The organism is Campylobacter pinnipediorum subsp. pinnipediorum (assembly GCF_002021925.1).
GTDB lineage: Bacteria > Campylobacterota > Campylobacteria > Campylobacterales > Campylobacteraceae > Campylobacter_A > Campylobacter_A pinnipediorum.
This window is the reverse complement of record NZ_CP012546.1, coordinates 965285-982750: the sequence shown is the minus strand read 5'-3', so window position 1 is coordinate 982750 and position 17466 is coordinate 965285. Positions and strand designations below refer to the sequence as shown.

Sequence of the window (17466 nt, the reverse complement as noted above, 5' to 3'; positions counted from 1 at the left end):
TTAAAGAGGGTCTATTACTTGATTTTTATACTTCATGTTTTCAAGTTTTATTTTTAAAGCTCTGTTTTCTTCAAGCAAAACATCTCTTTTATTGTTTATGTCAGATATCTCTCTGCTTGTATAATATATTTCATTTGCAATGTATATTTTTGGAATAAGGATACAAAGACAAACTAGTAGTAGTAAATATGCCACCCAAAGCGTTTTTAAACTTAAATTTTCCTCTTGCGATGTTGATTTTTTATAAAGTTCTAATAATTCGTCTCTGTCTTCTTGTGTGTTCACTTTTTTACCTTATCATAAAAGCACGCATTTTAGCACAACTACTTCTTGAATTTTCAAAAATCTCTTCTTTTGTTGGTTGAATTGCCTTTTTTGTTAGTATTTTTCCTATGCTATTATTGTTTCCGCACTCACATCTTAATGAATTTGGTGGGCAAATGCAGTTTGTTTGCCAGTCTTTAAATGTAGATTTTACTATCCTATCTTCTAGTGAATGAAAGCTTATTATACAAACTAAGCAATTTTTTATACCACTTTTTTTAATTAGATTTAATAAATTTTTTAGTTCTTCCAACTCTTTATTTACTTCTATCCTTATTGCTTGAAATGCAAGTATGGCTTGCGAAACGTTTCTTCCTTTTATACTATTTGTTCCTATTATTTTTGCTAGTTGTTTTGCTGATTTTATAGGAGCTTTATTTCTTGCTGTTATTATTTTTTGTGCTATGTTTCTTGCATTTTTTAGCTCTCCATACTCAAAAAATATCCTTGATAGCTCATCATATGTATAATTATTTACAATTTCAAAAGCGCTTATTGGATTGTTTTGATCCATTCTCATATCAAGAGTATCCGAATTTATAGAAAAACCTCTGTCATCTTTGTCTATTTGAAGTGAACTAACACCTATGTCAGCAAGTATTGCTCTTATGTTTTTTTTGTCATCATTGCTTATTTTATTTAAAAGCTCAGAAAAATTACTTTTATAAATTTTTACTCTATCTTTAAACTCTTCTAATTTTTTTGTGCTAAATCTAATAGCTTCATCATCTCTATCGCAAGCTATTAGTTTTAGATTGGGATTGTTTTTTAATATTTCGTAAGAGTGTCCAGCATAGCCTAATGTACAATCTATAAAATTTCCATCTAGGTTTGAAAATATATCTTTAACTTCATTTAATAATACACTTTTATGAGGACTTTGCAAAATATAAAACCTTTATTTTTTATATAAATGTATCAAAATTTTACTTAAAAAAATAAATTGTGTATAATTTTATGTATTTTATTGTTTTATATAAATTTTTTGGAGATATTATTATGGATTTGCAGTATTCTAAGGATAAATTAAAAAAAGTTTCGCTTTCTATGTTTAGAAAGAATTTTTTTGGTGTTTTTCATGGTTCTATATCGACAAGAATAGAAGGAAGCCAGTTTTTGATTAATAGGCAAAATGCTATTTTTGATGATTTAGGGGATGATGATTTGATTTTATTATCATCTAAGCAAGATTATAGATGGAATGAAGCAAGTATAGATGCATATATACATTCAAATATTTATAAAAATATAAATGAAGCCAAATATATATGCTATGCTATGCCTCATTATGCTACTGCTTATAGCCTTAAATATAGCAGCCTTCACCCAAAAGACTACTTTGGATATATGAAATTTAATAAAATTTTAGTTTACGATCCTAAACAATTTGAAGATTGGTATGAAAGGGCGCAAACTGAAATTTATAGATATATGATTGAAAAGCAGACAAATTTAGTACTTATAAAAGGATATGGGGTTTATGCTTTTGGTAGAACGGCAGAGCAACTCGCAAAAGATGTTGCTATTTTGGAAAATAGTTGTAAACTTATTGAACTTTACTCAAAAGCTAAGTACTAACAAGCTGTTAGTTAGTATAATTTAACGTTATTTAAAGCCTAAAAAAGGTAAAATCGCATAATTTTATAAAAGTAATTTTAAGGAATAAAAATGATAACATGGATGCAAAAGCGTAAAAAATATCTTGTAGTTACAATTTGGATAAGCACTATAGCTTTTGTTGGAGCTGGTTTTGTGGGTTGGGGAGCTTATGATTTTAACTCAAATAGATCGACATCTGTTGCAAAAGTAGGTCATAGAAATATAAGTGTTCAAGAGTTAAACGAAAAATACTCTCAACTTTTTAGTTATTATAATAATGTTTTTAATGGTCAGCTAAGTGAAGAAAAAGCAAGTGATATGGGGCTTCAAAATTTAGCTCTTGATGCAAGCATAAGAGACTCTTTGCTTTTAAATTTTGCCGATGATATAGGTTTGAGTGTAAATGATGATGATATTATAAAATATATAGTATCGGATAGTAATTTTCAAAAAGATGGTGTTTTTGATGAAAAAATATACAAAGATGTATTAAGGCGCTCAAGAATAAACCCGCAAGATTTTGAGAAAAATCTAAAACGCTCTATTTTAATAGAAAAATTATCACAAGCTATAAGGGTGTCAGCTAATGATGATGATATTTCTATGATGTCTGCTATATTTAATATGAAAGATGAAGTTGCTTTTAAAATAGTAACCATAAGTGATAATGAGATTGTTATAGCTAAAGATGAAATGAAGAAATTTTGGAAAAAAAATAAAAATAACTATATGACAGAAGATAAATATAAATTTGGCAGCATTTTTATACCAAATGGTGATCTAAAAGCGAGCGATGATGTTTTAAAGAGCTACTATGAAGATAACAAAGATAGCTATAGAAATTCAGAAGATAAAATTAAATCTTTTGAAGAAGCTAAGGATCTTGTAAAAAGAGATTATGCTTTACAGGAGAATAAAACTGCTGCTTTAAAGAGATACACAGAACTTAAAAAAGGTGAAGTTCAAACAACAGAAGATATAAACTTTTTTGCTAGCCAAACACCTTTTGATATAGAGAATTTAAATAAATTAAGTGTAGGAGATGTTGTTAAGCCTATAATTTACAATAATGGATATATAATACTGAAATTGAATGAGATCGAAAAATCCAAAACAAAAACATACGATGAAGCAAAAGATGAAGTTTTGGAGGCTTTTAAACTTGAAAAAGAAAAAGAAATTTTAGATGCTAAGGTAAAAAAAGAAATTGCTGATTTTGATGTGAAAAAAGCTAGCGTAGCAAGCATTAGTAGAACAGATCAAAAAGACATAGACGGGCTAGATATGTTAGAAAGTGGAAACTTTATAGATCATGTGTTTTCTTCTACTAACAAAAAAGGTTATGTTATTTTAGATAACAAGGCTGTTATATATGAAATTTTGGAACAAAAATTGCTTCCTGATGGTTTAGTTAGTGATAAAAAGTTAGTTAGTGAAAATATTGCTACATTGAAAAACAATGAGCTTATAAAAGATTTAACCAATGCGTTGCAAAAACGCTATAAAGTAGAAGAATATATCAAAAGGTAATTGTTTTGAGTATTAAAATTTTAGGTATAGACATAGGTTCTTTCCAAGTTAGAGCTGTTATGGCTGAATACAGCGATGATGGAATGAAAATAATAGGTATAGGAACAGAAAAAGCAAACGGTGTAAAAAAAGGTGCTATTACAAATATAGAATTAGCTTCTAAATCTGTCAAGAATGCATTAACAAATGCACAAAGGGTTGCTGGAACCAGATATGATAAGGTTATTGTGTCAATATCTGGTGCTAATACAAAAAGTTTAGATAGTAATGGCGTTGTAAATATACCAAATCACGAGATAGGCATAAGTGAGATAGAAAGAGCTATGCAGATAGCAAATCATTATGCAAGTGTTTCTACTGATTATGAAAAGCTTCATGTTTTACCTTATAACTTTAAAGTTGATGAGCAAGAACATATTGAAGATCCTTTGGGTATGAACGGCACTAGGCTTGAGGTTCATGCTCATATTATAATTGTTCAAAAGTCTATTTTAAACAATCTAAAAAAAGCAATAAATTTAGCCGGTATAGAGATAGATAATATAGTTTTATCAGGTTATGCTTCCTCTATAGCTACTTTAAATGATGATGAAAAAGAGTTAGGTGCTGCTTTGATAGATATAGGTGGCTCTGTTTCTGATGTTGTTGTCCATTCTGGAAATTCTATTATTTTTAATGACTTTTTACCTGTTGGTTCTTCTCATATAACAAATGATCTGTCTATAGCACTTCATACTCCTTTGCCAAAAGCAGAAGAGATAAAGATAGGCTATGGTTCTTTGATTGCTAAATCCACAGATTTAATAGAACTTCCTGAACTTGGCGATGAGAATAAAAGTAATGAGGTTTCTTTAGATATTATCTCTAAGGTTATATATGCAAGAGCTGAGGAAACATTAGTATTTTTGTCAAATATTATTCAAAATAGCAAAAATGAATTAAAACACAAGGATATGCTAGGCGCTGGTGTTGTGTTTACTGGCGGAATGACAAAACTAGATGGATTTAAAGAATTGGCTAGCATGGTATTTGATAAATATCAAATAAGAATAGCAAAACCTAAAAATATGGAAGGGTTGTATGAGGTTATAAGAGATCCATCAAATTCTTGTGTTATAGGGCTTTGTATGTATGGAGCCGGTCACTTTACTCCATACGAGATTGATTCTGAAAAAAAGATGAGATATAAAAATGAATCAATAGTATCTTCAAAAGCTCGTTTGAAAAATCTTTTTGAAGAAGATAGCTTGTTAAATAATGAAGAAAATAAAGAACAAGAGGAATTTGGATTTAAATATACAAAAGGCACAGAACAATTTCAAGATAATGGCGAAAAAGATATAAAAGATGAGTTGTTGGATATATCAGATATAAAACATGAAAAAAATCCAAGTGTATTTAGTAAAATATGGCACTGGATGACTCAATGGTTTTGAGCCGTTTGAGATATAATTTTATTGTATGAATTTTAAGGAGATAAATATGAGTGGTGGTTTTAGAGTGGAAGAAAATGATAATTTGTATGGAACAAAGATAAAAGCTATTGGAGTAGGTGGTGGTGGTAGTAATATGATCAATAGAATCATAAGAGAGTATTCTAGTCTTGATATTGATCTGATTGTTGCAAACACCGATGCTCAGGCTCTTAAGAATTCAAACGCACACAATAAAATTCAGCTTGGCGAAAAAAAGACAAGAGGTCTTGGTGCCGGCATGAAACCAGATGTCGGTAGAGAGGCAGCTTTAGAAAGCTACGATGAGATAAAAAGTGTATTAGAAGGCACAGATATAGTGTTTATAGCTGCTGGTCTTGGTGGTGGAACCGGAACAGGCGCTGCCCCTATAATAGCACAGGCAACAAAAGAAAGTGGAGCTTTGGCTGTTTCTGTTGTTACTTTGCCTTTTGAGTTTGAGGGAAGAAAAAGACTAAAATTAGCAAATCTTGGACTTGAAGAGCTAAGAAAAGAGTGTGATTCTATAATTGTTATATCTAATGAAAAGCTAAGAAATGTTATGGATAAAAAAGCAAGTATAGATGAGAGCTTTAGAGTTGTTGATAATGTTCTTGCTCGTGCTGTTGGTGGTATGAGTACAGTTATACTTGGAAATGGTTATGTAAATATTGACTTTGCTGATGTTAGAACTATAATGAGCCATAGAGGTATGGCTATAATGGGTGTCGGTGAAGCAACTGGCGAAAATGCGGCTCAAGAAGCTATCAAAGAGGCTATACAATCGCCTTTATTAGGAGATATAGATATAAATGGTGCTATGGGTGTTTTAATACATTTTAGACACCATCCAAGCACACCACTTTCTGATATAACAGATGCTATGCATATAGTAGAAAGCGCTGCTGATGAAGATGCTGATATTATTTTTGGTACAACTGAAGATGATACTTTTGAAAATAATAAAATAGAGGTAACTATAGTTGCAACTGGATTTGAGATAGAGCAAGATAAAAAAGTTGAAGAGAGTGTAAATACTAATATAAATAACAAAAGAGATAGAATTTTAATGCTTCAAAAAGTAAGTGGCGATGATATGTATTCAGAGCAGATAGATGTTCCATCTTATATGCGCCATAAATTAGACTAACAATAAGTATTAAGTATAGGAGTTTAAAACCCCTATACTTCTTTATATCTTACCGCCCTCTACAACAACTGCTTCAGGTTTTATATCATCGCTATATATATTTTTTAATGTTTCATCATAAGCTTTGTGGAAGAAATTTTCTTCTTCAAGTTTGGTTATTTCATTATTTATCCAATCAAGCAATACTTTGTTTCCTTTATTTACAGCCGGTGCTATGTAGTCTTGATCTCCTAATGTTTGTATTCCTATATTAAAACCCTGATTTTCTTTAATCCAAGCGAATAATAACGTATTGTCATGTGCTAAAGCTGCACCACGACCATCAAGCAAAGCAGCAAATGTTTCTGTGTTTTGATCAAATTTTATTAGTTTTATTTCAGGATGGTTTTTTGTAAAATACGCATCAGCTGTAGTTCCTTTATTTACTATAAGTTTTTTATCTTTTAGTTGAGATATGTCACTTACAACATCTCCTGATGGACTTACAACGCCTAGTGCAACCTTCATGTAAGGTAATGCAAAATCAACAATTTCTTTGCGTTCAGGAGTAACTGTAAAGTTTGCTAGTATTACATCTACTTTATCAGCCACTAAAAACTCTACTCTGCTAGCAGCTTCAACTAATTCAAATTTAATCTTGTTTTCATCACCTAATAAATCTTTAGCTATACGTTTTGCAAGATATATATCATATCCTTGATTTTTACCATTTGAATCAACAAATCCAAACGGTGGCTTGTCGCTAAAAACCCCTATGCGAATAAATCCTCTCTCTTTTATCTTAGTAATGCTGTCTTTTTGTGTTGTTGTATTATCTCCACAACCTGCTAAAAATATAGCAACAGCTAATGCTAAAAATGAAATTATTTTTTTCATCTGTATCTCCTGTGTTTAAAATTAGTAAGAAATTCTAACCAAACAAAGTAAATAATTGAGATTACTTATTAAAAGTGAATAAATTTAAAAATTTTTTTGCTCTTTGTGTTTTTGGATTTGTAAAAAAATCATTAGGAGTAGTTTCTTCTACTATTTTTCCATCATCCATAAAGACTATTTTATCAGCAACAGATTTTGCAAAACCCATCTCATGAGTTACTATAAGCATACTCATTCCGTCTTTTGCTAAATTTATTATCACATCTAAAACTTCTCTTGTAATTTCTGGATCAAGAGCAGCTGTTACTTCATCAAATAGCATAACTTCTGGATTCATACATAAACTTCTTACTATAGCTATTCTTTGCTTTTGTCCCCCGCTGAGCTCTTTTGGTTTTGCATATTTTTTGTCTATAAGACCAACTTTTTCTAGCCATTTATCAGCTTCAACTTCTACTTCTTTTTTATCTCGTTTTTGTGCTTTTATAGGTGCAAGGAGTATATTTTCTATGACGTTTAAGTGATCAAAAAGTTCATAGTGTTGAAACACCATTCCAACTCTTTGTCTCATTTTAGTCCAATTTTTATAGTCTTTTGTAACAATATCTCCATTTAGTATTATTTCCCCACTTTGAATATTTTCAAGCCCATTTATACATCTAAGAGTTGTGGATTTTCCACACCCAGAAGGACCAAGTAAAACTATAACTTCCCCTTTTTTTAAACTTAAGTTTATATCCTTTAACGCTTGAGTTTGTCCATAAAATTTATTAACATTTTTGAGCTCTAGTATATTCATTTTGTTCCTCACATCCAGCGTTTTTCAAGTTTTTGAGATAATTTTGATATTGGGTAGCATATTAAAAAATATAATATAAAAATTACACCATATATTAAAAACGGTGCCATATTATTATTAAAAACATTTCTTTCTACTATTTGTTGTCCTACTTTTACAACTTCAACAACACCTATTAATACAACTATAGAAGTTGTTTTTATCATACGACTTAGTAAATTTACAGCGCTAGGAGCTAATCTCCTCATGGTTAGAGGTATTATAATATATATATAAATTTGTATTTTATTAAGCCCTAGTGCGGTTGAGCTTTCAAATTGATGTTTCGGGATTGATACAATAGCTCCTCTTACTATATCCATCATTTCAAACACACCCCAAACGCTAAATACTATCAAACTTGCACTAAATGCACTTAGGTGCAAATTCATAGCTCTTGCTAGCCCAAAATAAAATATAAAAAGCCACACTATGGTTGGCATTATTCTTATTGCCTCTAAACAAATTTTTAAAAAAATATAGATAAATTTATTTTTTAAACTCATAATAATGCCAAAAAATACTCCACCAATTATTGAAATAATTATTGATATTATAGAAATTTCTATACTAACCAATAATCCTTCAGCAAGTCGTATTATGTTTTGTGTGCTAAATAATAAGCTATCTTGCACGAGCAATCCTCTCTATAAATCCTAAAAATAAGGATATCGGTAAAATAATTATTAGGTAACTAATTACTAACATAAATAAAGCTTCATCTGTTTTATAATAAAGTCCTATAAGATCTTTTGCTACATACACAAGATCCCCAAGTGCTATTATGCTAACTATTGATGTTTCTTTAAGCAAGAATATAATATTTGCACTTATGCTAGGAAGTGAAATTGTAAATGCTTGTGGTGTTATTATGTGATATAAAATTTGTATATTGTTTAAACCAAGACTAAGACCAGCTTCTATTTGTGATTTTCTAACTGCTTCATATCCAAGTCTAAAACTTTCTGCCATGTAACTGCCACCTAAAAAAGTAAGCCCTATAACAGCACAAGTAAAGCTATCTATATTTATGCCAAGCTTTGGTAAGCCATAATAAAGAAAAAATAGCTGTATTAAAAGTGGCGTGTTTCTTGAAATTTCTACATATGAGGTTATTATTGGTAGTGCAAATTTGATATTATAAAATCTTATAGCAACACAAAATATTCCTATAATTATAGAAAAAAATATACCTAAAAATGCAAGCTTAATGGTGAGTATTCCAGCCTCAATATACATAGGGTAAAATTTTAAAATAAACTCAATATCCATTTAGCAATCCAAAAAAATAAAAATCAAATTTTGCATTGTATCTAAAAATAGTAAATTTAGCTTTTATAATCTTTGTGATAAAATAATGTCTTTAAAATTTAAGGTGTATAATGGATATATTTCAAATTATAGGTTTTTTAGGTATGTTGTGTGTGGTTGGTGCATATTTTCTTTTACAAATTGAAAAGATAAATCAAAAGAGTTTGGCTTATCAGCTTATAAATTTAGTCGGTGCAATATTGCTTATAATTTCACTTTTAGTGCATTTTAATTTGGGTTCTTTTTTGATAGAAGTTTTTTGGATTTTTATCACATTATATGGTATTTATAAAATTTATAAAGAGAGTAAAACAAAATGAGTATTAGAGCTTTTGGAGAGTGGGAAAAACAAGAAAGTTTGCTTTTGTCATTACCGCATAAAAATACAGATTGGAGTCCATATTTAGAGGAAATCCTAACAAGCTATGAAGAGTTAGTTAGTGTTGTTAGTGCTTTTGAAAAATGTATTTTGATATGTCCTGATGATGAAGTGTTAAAAAGGTTTTCTAAATTTAAAAATTGTGAATTTTACAATATAGACACAGATGATACTTGGATAAGGGATTATGGAAGTATAGATGTTTTATCGGATAATGAACTTGTAAGTTATGATTTTAAATTTAATGCTTGGGGTGATAAATTTAGTTCATTAAATGATAATGCTCTAAATGTAAAATTAAATAAATTCTTAAATAAAAATCTAAAAAGCATTGATATGGTTTTAGAAGGTGGAAGTGTCGATTTTAATTCAAAAGGCGTGCTTTTAACAACAGAATATTGTTTGCTTAATAAAAATAGAAATCCAAATTTAACAAAAGAGATGCTTGAAAAAGAGTTAAAAAATCTTTTCGGACTCGAAAAGATTATATGGCTTAAACATGGATTTATAAAAGGTGACGATACAGATCATCATATAGATACATTAGCTCGTTTTATATCAAGCGACACTATAGCTTATGCTAGTTGTGATGATGAAAATGATGAACATTTCAAAGAGCTAAAAAAAATGGAAGATGAGCTTAAAAAAACCGGATTTAACCTAATCTCACTACCAATTCCAAAGGCAAAATTTTTTGAAGGTAAGAGGCTAGGTTGTACATATACAAATTTTATTTTTATAAACAATGCTCTTATAGTTCCTACTTATAATGATGACAACGATGATATTGTTATACAAAAACTTAAAAATGCTCTACCAAATTTGGAGATAATTGGTGTAAATTCTTTGGTTTTTGTTCGTCAAAATGGATCGCTTCATTGTTCTAGCCAAAATAAATTTTTAAAAATATAATGAAACTTGAAACAAAGGCGATTTTTTTAGCTTCTATTATAGCTTTGATTTCGGCTATTGTCAAAATAGTAGCCGGTTTTTTAAGCAGTTCTATACTTCTTATTAATTCGGCTGTTGATTCGTTCTTTGATAGTTTTGTATCTTTTTTAAATTTATTTGTTCTTAAAAAATCATCCCAAAGTCCAGATTCTACTTTTAATTTTGGATACTCAAAGCTTGAGAGTTTGGCAGCTTTTACTCAAGGATTGATCATATCTTGTATTGGAATATTTTTATTTTATCAAAGTATAATGAAGCTCGTTCAGAACAATCATAATTTAGATATTGAAATTTCAATATTTGCTATGCTATTTTCATTGTTTTTTACAGCCATTATCGTTTTTTTGTTGTATTATGCTTTTAAAAAGACTGATAATTTGGTTGTAAAAACAGATATGCAACACTATAAAGGTGATCTTGTTGCCAATCTTGCTGTTTTGTTAGCTTTTGTATTTATAAGCTTTACCAATCTTTATATTTTTGATAGTTTATTTGGAATTTTAGCTAGTTGTTATATTATATATTCTGCTTTTTTGTTGATAAAACAAAGTTCTTATATGCTTTTAGATGGTAGTATAGATGAAAAGATATTGTGTGAGGTCGTGCAACTTATTTTGCAAAGAGAAGAGGTGCTTAGTTTGCACGATGTAAAATCAAGACAGAGCGGAAATAGGTATTTTTTGAGTTATCATGTGGTGTTTAATAAAACTTTGAGTTTAAACGAAGCTCATGATATTTCAGATGAAATTGAAAATCTCATAAAAGAAAAGTTTAAATTCAATTGGGATATAGATGTTCATTTTGATTATTTTGATGATAGTAATTAATTTTTTAAGGAGCATAAATGAAAGTAGCGCTAATACAACAAAAATTTCATAAAACAAAAAAACAGACAGTTGAAAAAACATTAGAGCTTATAAAACAAGCAAGTAAAAACAGTGCAGAACTTGTTGTTTTACAGGAGTTGCATCAAACTCAATATTTTTGTCAAAGCGAAGATGTTGAATTTTTTGATTTAGCAAATGAGTATAAGAGCGATATAAAGTTTTGGGCTAATGTAGCAAAAGAAAATAAAGTTGTTTTAGTTACATCTTTATTTGAAAAAAGAACTACTGGGCTTTATCACAATACGGCTTATGTTTTTGAAAAAGATGGCTCTCTGGCTGGAAAATACAGAAAGATGCATATTCCTGATGATCCACTTTTTTATGAAAAGTTTTATTTTACACCGGGTGATATTGGTTTTGAGCCGATTGATACTAGTGTAGGGCGACTTGGTGTTTTGGTTTGCTGGGATCAGTGGTACCCAGAAGCTGCTAGATTAATGGCTTTAAAAGGAGCCGATATTTTGATATACCCTACTGCTATTGGTTGGTTTGATCTTGATAGTGATGATGAAAAATTAAGACAGCTTGAAGCTTGGGTTGCGGTTCAAAGAGGGCATAGTGTGGCAAATGGACTTCCTGTTGTAACTGTAAACAGGGTTGGCTTTGAGAAAGATGAAAGCGGTGTATCTGATGGTATACGTTTTTGGGGTAATAGTTTTGTTTTTGGCCCGCAAGGAGAGCAATTATTTAGAGCCGATAGCGAAAAGGAAGAGTGCTTTATTGTAGATGTAGATATGAAAAAAAGTGAAGATGTTCGCAGAATTTGGCCATTTTTAAGAGATAGGCGCATAGATAGCTATAGTGGACTTTTAAAGAGATTTATTGATTAGTTCCAAAAATTTAAATTTATTAATACTTAATAAAAAAGTAATGACTAAAATGTGATAATCACATAAAAACTAAATTAATAGGAGTTGGATATTATGAAAAAAGTTTCTATTTTGTTGTCAGCAATTGCTTTAAGTTCTATGGTTAATGCTAAAGAATTTATAAGTATAGGCACAGGAGGTATGACTGGCACCTACTATCCTATAGGTGGTGCTATATGCAGACTTATTAACAAAGATCCAAAGATTAAGTGTTCAGTTCAATCAACCGGAGGTTCTGTTTACAATCTTAATAATGTTTTAAAAAAAGAGCTTACTTTTGGATTTGTTCAAAGTGATGTTGTTTATGATAAATACAATGGAACTGGTAAATTTAAAGATATGGGTGATAATAAGCTGCGTTCCGTTATGGCAATTTACCCAGAGCTATTAGCATTTGTTGTCTCTAAAGAAAGTGGTATAAAAAATATAGTTGATTTAGCTGACAAAAAGTATAATGTAGGCAATCCTGGTAGTGGGAATGAAGTTACTACACTTGCTGTTTTTGATGCTAAGAAATTTGATGTTTCAAAACTTGCGTATAGAGGTGTTTTAACTGCTCAAGAGTGTCCTCACGCATTAAAAGATAAAAAAATAGATGGTTATAGCTTTATGGTTGGACACCCAACCGCAAATATAACTGACGCTGCAAATTCATTACCTATTGATATACTTGATATAAGTGGTGATGATATAGACGACATGATAAAACAGTATCCGTATTTTGCTAAAGGTGTTATACCAAAAGGAACTTATGAGGGTGTTGATAGAGATGTAAATAGTGTTGGTGTAAAGGCTGTATTGGTGGCTACCGAGTCAACTAGCAATAATGCTGTTGCTTCTGTTGTTAAGTCTATTATAGAAAATTTTGATGAGTATAAAAGTCTTCATCCAGCACTTAAATCTGTAACAAAAGAGAGTTTGCTTGAAGGTCTTTCTGCTCCGTTACACCCAGCTGCTGAAGCTGAGTTTAAGAAAGCTGGAATATTAAAATAATTATTTTCCTCTCTTTTGAGAGGAAAATAATTATCTAATATATTAACTTTTTTAGGATTATTTAAAACTAAGCGTTTTGTTGTAGGTGTGTTTATTTGCAACAAGCTTAAAAAGCAAGTTACAAATAAATAAAAGATTATATTGTTAACTTACAATAACAGGTATAAGCATAGGGAATAGATTTAATATTACCCAAGTTATGATACCGCCAACAACTATATATATAATTGAGTATTTTAGTGTAAATTTAAGTAACTCGCTCTCTCTTCCTACAAGACCAACAGCTGCGCAAGCTACGGCTATACTTTGAGGGCTTATCATTTTTCCAGCCATTCCACCTACCGTGTTCGCTGCTAAAAATATTATTTCAGGTATATTTAATTGCGATGCTGTCACCTGTTGTAATGTCCCAAAAAGCAAATTTGAGCTTGTAACAGAACCAGTTAGAAAAACACCAACCCAACCTATTACTGGAGAGAAAAATGCAAACGCTTCACCACCAGTATTTGCTAGAGCTAGCCCCATAGTGGCAGCTTGAGCGCTATTTTTAGCTATAAAAGCATACGCTACAACAAGACCTATTGTAACAATTGGCATAAACATCTCTTTAAATGTCTCTTTTGCTGCATCAACAGCTATGTTTGCCTTTATTTTTAAAGTAAATATAGTGCATATTCCAGCAAGCAATATTGCAAGACCTATTGCTTTTATGGCTTGAAAAGTATATGCTGTATTTACTGGCTTTTCATCTAAGCTAAGCGGAGCTGTCTGGATAATACTATCTTTTAGATATGGCAAATAAAATGTAATGTCAGCAAAAGAAGCAAATGTTTTTATAATAGGTGTTGTCCATATAACTATAAAAATTATAAGATATATAAATGGAGACCAAGCTTTTAATATATCTTTTATATTAATTTTTTTATCATTATCAAAATTTGTTTTTCCATCTAATCTGTATATATTTTTTATTTTATAAAATTTCAAAAATACAACAGTTATCGCTATTGAAAACACAGATGAAGTTATATCTGCAAGCTGTGGTCCTAAAATACTAGCTGTTAGGTATTGAACTAAGGTATAACTAGAAGCAACGACACATAATGGTAAAAATGTTTGTTTAATACCTTTAAAGCCATCCATTAAAAATACTATAAAAAACGGAACACTTAAAGTTATTATAGGTAGCATTCTTCCAACCATCATTGATAAAATATTTTCATCAATTCCAGTTGTTTGAGCCATAGCAACAATAGGAATTCCAACTGCTCCAAATGCTGCTGGAGCTGTGTTTGCTATCATACAAAAACCAGCTGCATGTAGAGGATTTAGTCCGAGTCCAACAAGTAAAGCAGCTGTTATGGCAACAGGTGCACCAAAACCTATAGCACCCTCTAAAAATGTTCCAAAACAAAGAGCTATTATAACAACTTGCACCCTATGATCAGGTGTTATAGTAGTAATTGATGCTTTTAAAGTTTCAAAATACCCTGACTTTACGCTTAGCTTATATAGAAAAATAGCGGTTAATATAATCCAAGCTATAGGCCAAAGACCTGTAAAAAATCCTTGAAAAAAGCTCATTACTGCTATCGCTATTGGCATTTTATAAACAATAATTGCTATTATTAAGCTTAATGATACTGTTAAAAAAGCAGCAACATAACCTTTTAGTTTTAAAACGACTAATGAAGCAAAAAAACAAAAATATAGGTAGCGCTGCTACAAAAGCACTTAGCCATATATTTGAAAATGGATCATAAATTTGTCTGTATAATTCCATGATTTCAACCTTTGTGTAAATTAAAGATCCGATTTTATCACAAATGTGATAAAAATAAATATTTATCACATATTAAATATATTTTATTATTTTATATTAAGAATTATGAGTTATTTGCAATGATATATTTTTAATGTAAGTAAAATTATTAATTCTTGCTAGCTCAAAACAAAAATTATTCAATTATTGTTTTACAAGTCAACAAAAAAACTCAGTGTGTAAAAAAGTAATAAATTAACATAATAAAGTTTATACATAAAATATTACATATAATTTTATGTAATATTTATTAAAAAAATTCTATATCACTTATCCATGATTTATTTATAGTATGTGTAATTTTTTTAATTATTGCTCGTTTTGTTTCGTTTTCTATTTGTAAGTTTAAATAACCACCAGCAAAAAAAGCCACACCCATGCATTTAACATTACCCTTAAAAGTATTATTTTGGTTTTGTTGTAGATAGCTGTTTGCTATTTTTAAGGCTTCTTGCTCTGTGTCGGCTGAATAAAGTTGTCTTCTTAGCACAGGCTCGCCATCGCCAACTTTAGTTATTTTTGTTTCGTTTGTTTTTGTATCTTGCCATGTTACTTCGCAAGATTTATAATTTGTTGTCTCTAATTGCTCGAATGATAAATCTATATAATCATCATCATTTAAAAAATATTCTACTCTATCGGCTTTTTTATCTTTGTCAATAAAAATCATTGTTTGATTTTTTATACTAAAAGTTAAATCCAAATCATCTGCTATCTTTTCACAAAATGCGGCATCGCTTAAATCGTGCTGTTCTAATTCCACAACATCATTCATTTTATTAAAATTTATCTTTGTTTTTAAACCATGCTCGCTTGCTACACTCTCTAAAATCTTTTTATAGCTAAGGTTTAAAAATGATCTGCTTTTTTATCTTTTAAGTTACTCATAAAATTAGCAGATATTGCTTCTATGTTGTAACTTTTTTTATAATTTGTTTTTATTTTGGCAATAACAAAATAACCAAGAAAATAACCATCTATATAAATTTGTATATTGTCTTTAACTCGTGGTATTGCTCCGCCATAAGCTAGCGTTATATTTAATTTATCGGTTTCTTTGCTTTCGTTATCTTCAATACTTATATTAACCCAATCCATCAAAGCAGTTTTATCAACACCGTTATATAAAATTTGCACTTTTGGTTTTTTATATTCTGATCTTAATCCCATAAGTAAACAACCTTTTTAACTTTTTTAACTTCAATATCGGGGAAAAATACTATATCCCCACTTTGAAGCGTGTTTTTATTTAATAAATGCTCGTTTTCTCTTAAAAACTCACTATAAACATCAGTATCTAGTGTTTTATATTGTTTATAACAAAGCATATCGAGCGTGTCGCCATCTTTAGCTAAATACTTCATTTTCTTAACTCCTCTTCAAATATCTCGTTAGCTCTTTTTAATAGTTTATTTGTTTCATCTATGGCTAAAGCTACTAGCCCTTTTTTTAGTTTTTTTGGTGCGTTGTAATTTCGTGGCTGTGTGAATTTAATTCCTTCTTTTGTTTTGTAGCTTGATGGTATTTTGTTGGAAGTAGACACAATAAAGCCATCAATTTTATTAGCTTTTGAACTAATTAAAAACTTACTATCACGACTGCGTGGCTTTTGTAATGCAAAGCCACTAGCAACAACTTTATTAATTCTGCTTATTGTTATTTCTACTCCATTGATCTTTTCTTCTTTTGGTAGACTAGCAATTGACATTCTCTTGTGATAAGTAAAAATTTTTATATCTAAATCATCTTGCTCTGCTCTTTTTGTTTTTGTGTGTTTTCTTATTAGCTGCTTTTTAAACAATGTTTTGTTAAAAAGCATATTTATCTGTTCTTGTTTTGCTCTCGTAAGAGTTCTATTCATAGCGTTTCTTACTTCTCTCTTTGCTTGCTTTAATATATCATCGTTATTTTTACTCAATGACATACCCCGATATTTTGATATTTTTTGTGTAGTATGTAACGCCATTAAAAGAGCTTTTGACAAAGTTTGATACACTTTGGGTAAGTTTATTAATTAAAATTTGTTTATTGTCTGCTAAATCAAAGCTTGAAAAAGATAAAGGCTCGCCTTTTTTAACCAGCTCTTCAAACCCTGTAAAGTCTTTTATATCATCAAGCAAAATAGTAGCATCAAAACTAATATCATCTTCAACGCCTCCAAGATGGCTATATACTGGTTTTGTGATAGTATTTTGTTTATCTATGTTTATTGTTGTGGATTTTGTTAAATTGCTTATATTGTGTTTGACTTCAAATATATATTTATCAATTACAATTAACATTTTACCCCTTGTAATTTTTTTAACCAATTTTATGCAAAAACTTATCAAAAATATACAATGGATAACGCCCAATTCTTAAACCTTAATTTCCGATAAATTCGCCATATACAAAACCTTAATTTCCGATAAATTCCCAATATACTAAAATCAATACTAGCCACTATAACAACGCACTCCACAAAGGTTTTAAAAAAACGCGATTGC

General features: G+C 29.9%; 20 protein-coding genes and 1 pseudogene. 9 read left to right on the top strand and 12 right to left on the bottom strand.

The genetic code is table 11. From position 1 onward, the window contains the following. Complete coding sequence (locus tag CPIN17260_RS05115; RefSeq protein WP_069632041.1) at window positions 1-285, bottom strand: hypothetical protein; 285 nt, start codon at window positions 283-285, stop codon at window positions 1-3. A gap of 4 nt (window positions 286-289) precedes the next feature. After that, window positions 290-1210, bottom strand: a complete 921-nt coding sequence (gene rsmH / locus CPIN17260_RS05110) for a 16S rRNA (cytosine(1402)-N(4))-methyltransferase RsmH (RefSeq protein WP_078440675.1) — start codon at window positions 1208-1210, stop codon at window positions 290-292. A 113-nt stretch (window positions 1211-1323) separates the two neighbouring features. Between rsmH and CPIN17260_RS05105 the strand changes: the two genes are divergently transcribed. The 4 genes from CPIN17260_RS05105 to ftsZ all read left to right on the top strand — a co-directional run bounded on the left by CPIN17260_RS05105 (window position 1324) and on the right by ftsZ (window position 6054). Further along, the gene (locus CPIN17260_RS05105) at window positions 1324-1902 is read left to right on the top strand and encodes a class II aldolase and adducin N-terminal domain-containing protein (RefSeq protein WP_069632043.1); all 579 of its coding nucleotides are present in this window, start codon (window positions 1324-1326) and stop codon (window positions 1900-1902) included. A gap of 90 nt (window positions 1903-1992) precedes the next feature. Beyond that, entirely contained in the window at window positions 1993-3453 is a 1461-nt protein-coding gene (locus CPIN17260_RS05100; RefSeq protein ID WP_078440674.1) for a SurA N-terminal domain-containing protein, read from the top strand. Window positions 3454-3464: 11 nt separating this feature from the next. Next, window positions 3465-4889, top strand: coding sequence for a cell division protein FtsA (gene ftsA, locus CPIN17260_RS05095; protein WP_226997040.1), 1425 nt, complete (start codon window positions 3465-3467; stop codon window positions 4887-4889). 46 nt (window positions 4890-4935) lie between these two features. Next, window positions 4936-6054 carry a cell division protein FtsZ gene (gene ftsZ, locus CPIN17260_RS05090; protein ID WP_069632045.1) on the top strand — a complete coding sequence of 373 codons (1119 nt, stop codon included), beginning with the start codon at window positions 4936-4938 and terminating at the stop codon, window positions 6052-6054. A 42-nt stretch (window positions 6055-6096) separates the two neighbouring features. On the opposite strand, the gene CPIN17260_RS05085 is transcribed toward ftsZ, so the two are convergent. From CPIN17260_RS05085 to CPIN17260_RS05070, 4 genes are all read right to left on the bottom strand, one after another. Then, window positions 6097-6930, bottom strand: a complete 834-nt coding sequence (locus tag CPIN17260_RS05085; protein ID WP_078440672.1) for a cysteine ABC transporter substrate-binding protein — start codon at window positions 6928-6930, stop codon at window positions 6097-6099. Window positions 6931-6991: 61 nt separating this feature from the next. Further along, window positions 6992-7729, bottom strand: coding sequence for an amino acid ABC transporter ATP-binding protein (locus CPIN17260_RS05080; protein ID WP_069637433.1), 738 nt, complete (start codon window positions 7727-7729; stop codon window positions 6992-6994). Window positions 7730-7737: 8 nt separating this feature from the next. After that, window positions 7738-8403, bottom strand: a complete 666-nt coding sequence (locus CPIN17260_RS05075) for an ABC transporter permease subunit (protein ID WP_078440671.1) — start codon at window positions 8401-8403, stop codon at window positions 7738-7740. Next, window positions 8393-9040, bottom strand: coding sequence for an amino acid ABC transporter permease (locus tag CPIN17260_RS05070; protein ID WP_069637431.1), 648 nt, complete (start codon window positions 9038-9040; stop codon window positions 8393-8395). The genes CPIN17260_RS05075 and CPIN17260_RS05070 overlap by 11 nt, the downstream gene beginning before the upstream one ends. Window positions 9041-9150: 110 nt before the next feature. Here CPIN17260_RS05070 and CPIN17260_RS05065 point away from each other — a divergent pair, with 110 nt between their 5' ends. The 5 genes from CPIN17260_RS05065 (at window position 9151) to CPIN17260_RS05045 (ending at window position 13158) form a co-directional block, all read left to right on the top strand. Beyond that, entirely contained in the window at window positions 9151-9399 is a 249-nt protein-coding gene (locus tag CPIN17260_RS05065) for a CBU_0592 family membrane protein (protein WP_069636748.1), read from the top strand. A 2-nt stretch (window positions 9400-9401) separates the two neighbouring features. Next, window positions 9402-10370, top strand: a complete 969-nt coding sequence (locus tag CPIN17260_RS05060; protein ID WP_078440940.1) for an agmatine deiminase family protein — start codon at window positions 9402-9404, stop codon at window positions 10368-10370. Continuing rightward, window positions 10370-11236, top strand: a complete 867-nt coding sequence (locus tag CPIN17260_RS05055) for a cation diffusion facilitator family transporter (RefSeq protein ID WP_078440670.1) — start codon at window positions 10370-10372, stop codon at window positions 11234-11236. The genes CPIN17260_RS05060 and CPIN17260_RS05055 overlap by 1 nt, the downstream gene beginning before the upstream one ends. Window positions 11237-11253: 17 nt before the next feature. After that, window positions 11254-12126: a carbon-nitrogen hydrolase gene (locus CPIN17260_RS05050; protein WP_078440669.1), complete on the top strand. Its 873-nt coding sequence runs from the start codon at window positions 11254-11256 to the stop codon at window positions 12124-12126. A gap of 93 nt (window positions 12127-12219) precedes the next feature. After that, a complete protein-coding gene (locus CPIN17260_RS05045) occupies window positions 12220-13158 on the top strand; it encodes a TAXI family TRAP transporter solute-binding subunit (protein ID WP_078440668.1) in 939 nt (312 codons plus the stop codon). 144 nt (window positions 13159-13302) lie between these two features. Here the strand turns inward: CPIN17260_RS05045 and CPIN17260_RS05040 are convergent. The 6 genes and pseudogenes from CPIN17260_RS05040 to CPIN17260_RS05020 all read right to left on the bottom strand — a co-directional run bounded on the left by CPIN17260_RS05040 (window position 13303) and on the right by CPIN17260_RS05020 (window position 17262). Beyond that, a pseudogene (locus CPIN17260_RS05040) lies at window positions 13303-14941 on the bottom strand (L-lactate permease). A gap of 289 nt (window positions 14942-15230) precedes the next feature. Then, complete coding sequence (locus CPIN17260_RS09400) at window positions 15231-15755, bottom strand: hypothetical protein (RefSeq protein WP_226996910.1); 525 nt, start codon at window positions 15753-15755, stop codon at window positions 15231-15233. A gap of 74 nt (window positions 15756-15829) precedes the next feature. Then, window positions 15830-16150 carry a hypothetical protein gene (locus CPIN17260_RS09395; protein WP_226996908.1) on the bottom strand — a complete coding sequence of 107 codons (321 nt, stop codon included), beginning with the start codon at window positions 16148-16150 and terminating at the stop codon, window positions 15830-15832. After that, window positions 16141-16344 carry a tail protein X gene (locus CPIN17260_RS05030; RefSeq protein WP_078440667.1) on the bottom strand — a complete coding sequence of 68 codons (204 nt, stop codon included), beginning with the start codon at window positions 16342-16344 and terminating at the stop codon, window positions 16141-16143. The genes CPIN17260_RS09395 and CPIN17260_RS05030 overlap by 10 nt, the downstream gene beginning before the upstream one ends. Continuing rightward, window positions 16341-16898, bottom strand: a complete 558-nt coding sequence (locus CPIN17260_RS05025; protein WP_078440666.1) for a hypothetical protein — start codon at window positions 16896-16898, stop codon at window positions 16341-16343. The genes CPIN17260_RS05030 and CPIN17260_RS05025 overlap by 4 nt, the downstream gene beginning before the upstream one ends. Further along, window positions 16891-17262, bottom strand: coding sequence for a hypothetical protein (locus tag CPIN17260_RS05020; protein ID WP_078440665.1), 372 nt, complete (start codon window positions 17260-17262; stop codon window positions 16891-16893). The genes CPIN17260_RS05025 and CPIN17260_RS05020 overlap by 8 nt, the downstream gene beginning before the upstream one ends. Between the last annotated feature and the right edge of the window lie 204 nt (window positions 17263-17466).

Excerpts from the sequence above, each read along its gene's own strand:
- CPIN17260_RS05080 (WP_069637433.1), bottom strand. The coding sequence starts at position 7,729 with ATGAATATACTAGAGCTCAAAAATGTTAATAAATTTTATGGACAAACT.
- CPIN17260_RS05050 (WP_078440669.1), top strand. The coding sequence starts at position 11,254 with ATGAAAGTAGCGCTAATACAACAAAAATTTCATAAAACAAAAAAACAG.
- CPIN17260_RS05065 (WP_069636748.1), top strand. The coding sequence starts at position 9,151 with ATGGATATATTTCAAATTATAGGTTTTTTAGGTATGTTGTGTGTGGTT.
- ftsZ (WP_069632045.1), top strand. The coding sequence starts at position 4,936 with ATGAGTGGTGGTTTTAGAGTGGAAGAAAATGATAATTTGTATGGAACA.
- CPIN17260_RS05045 (WP_078440668.1), top strand. The coding sequence starts at position 12,220 with ATGAAAAAAGTTTCTATTTTGTTGTCAGCAATTGCTTTAAGTTCTATG.
- CPIN17260_RS05020 (WP_078440665.1), bottom strand. The coding sequence starts at position 17,262 with ATGTTAATTGTAATTGATAAATATATATTTGAAGTCAAACACAATATA.
- CPIN17260_RS05055 (WP_078440670.1), top strand. The coding sequence starts at position 10,370 with ATGAAACTTGAAACAAAGGCGATTTTTTTAGCTTCTATTATAGCTTTG.
- CPIN17260_RS09400 (WP_226996910.1), bottom strand. The coding sequence starts at position 15,755 with ATGAATGATGTTGTGGAATTAGAACAGCACGATTTAAGCGATGCCGCA.
- CPIN17260_RS05100 (WP_078440674.1), top strand. The coding sequence starts at position 1,993 with ATGATAACATGGATGCAAAAGCGTAAAAAATATCTTGTAGTTACAATT.
- CPIN17260_RS05070 (WP_069637431.1), bottom strand. The coding sequence starts at position 9,040 with ATGGATATTGAGTTTATTTTAAAATTTTACCCTATGTATATTGAGGCT.
- CPIN17260_RS05085 (WP_078440672.1), bottom strand. The coding sequence starts at position 6,930 with ATGAAAAAAATAATTTCATTTTTAGCATTAGCTGTTGCTATATTTTTA.
- CPIN17260_RS09395 (WP_226996908.1), bottom strand. The coding sequence starts at position 16,150 with ATGGGATTAAGATCAGAATATAAAAAACCAAAAGTGCAAATTTTATAT.
- CPIN17260_RS05030 (WP_078440667.1), bottom strand. The coding sequence starts at position 16,344 with ATGAAGTATTTAGCTAAAGATGGCGACACGCTCGATATGCTTTGTTAT.
- CPIN17260_RS05105 (WP_069632043.1), top strand. The coding sequence starts at position 1,324 with ATGGATTTGCAGTATTCTAAGGATAAATTAAAAAAAGTTTCGCTTTCT.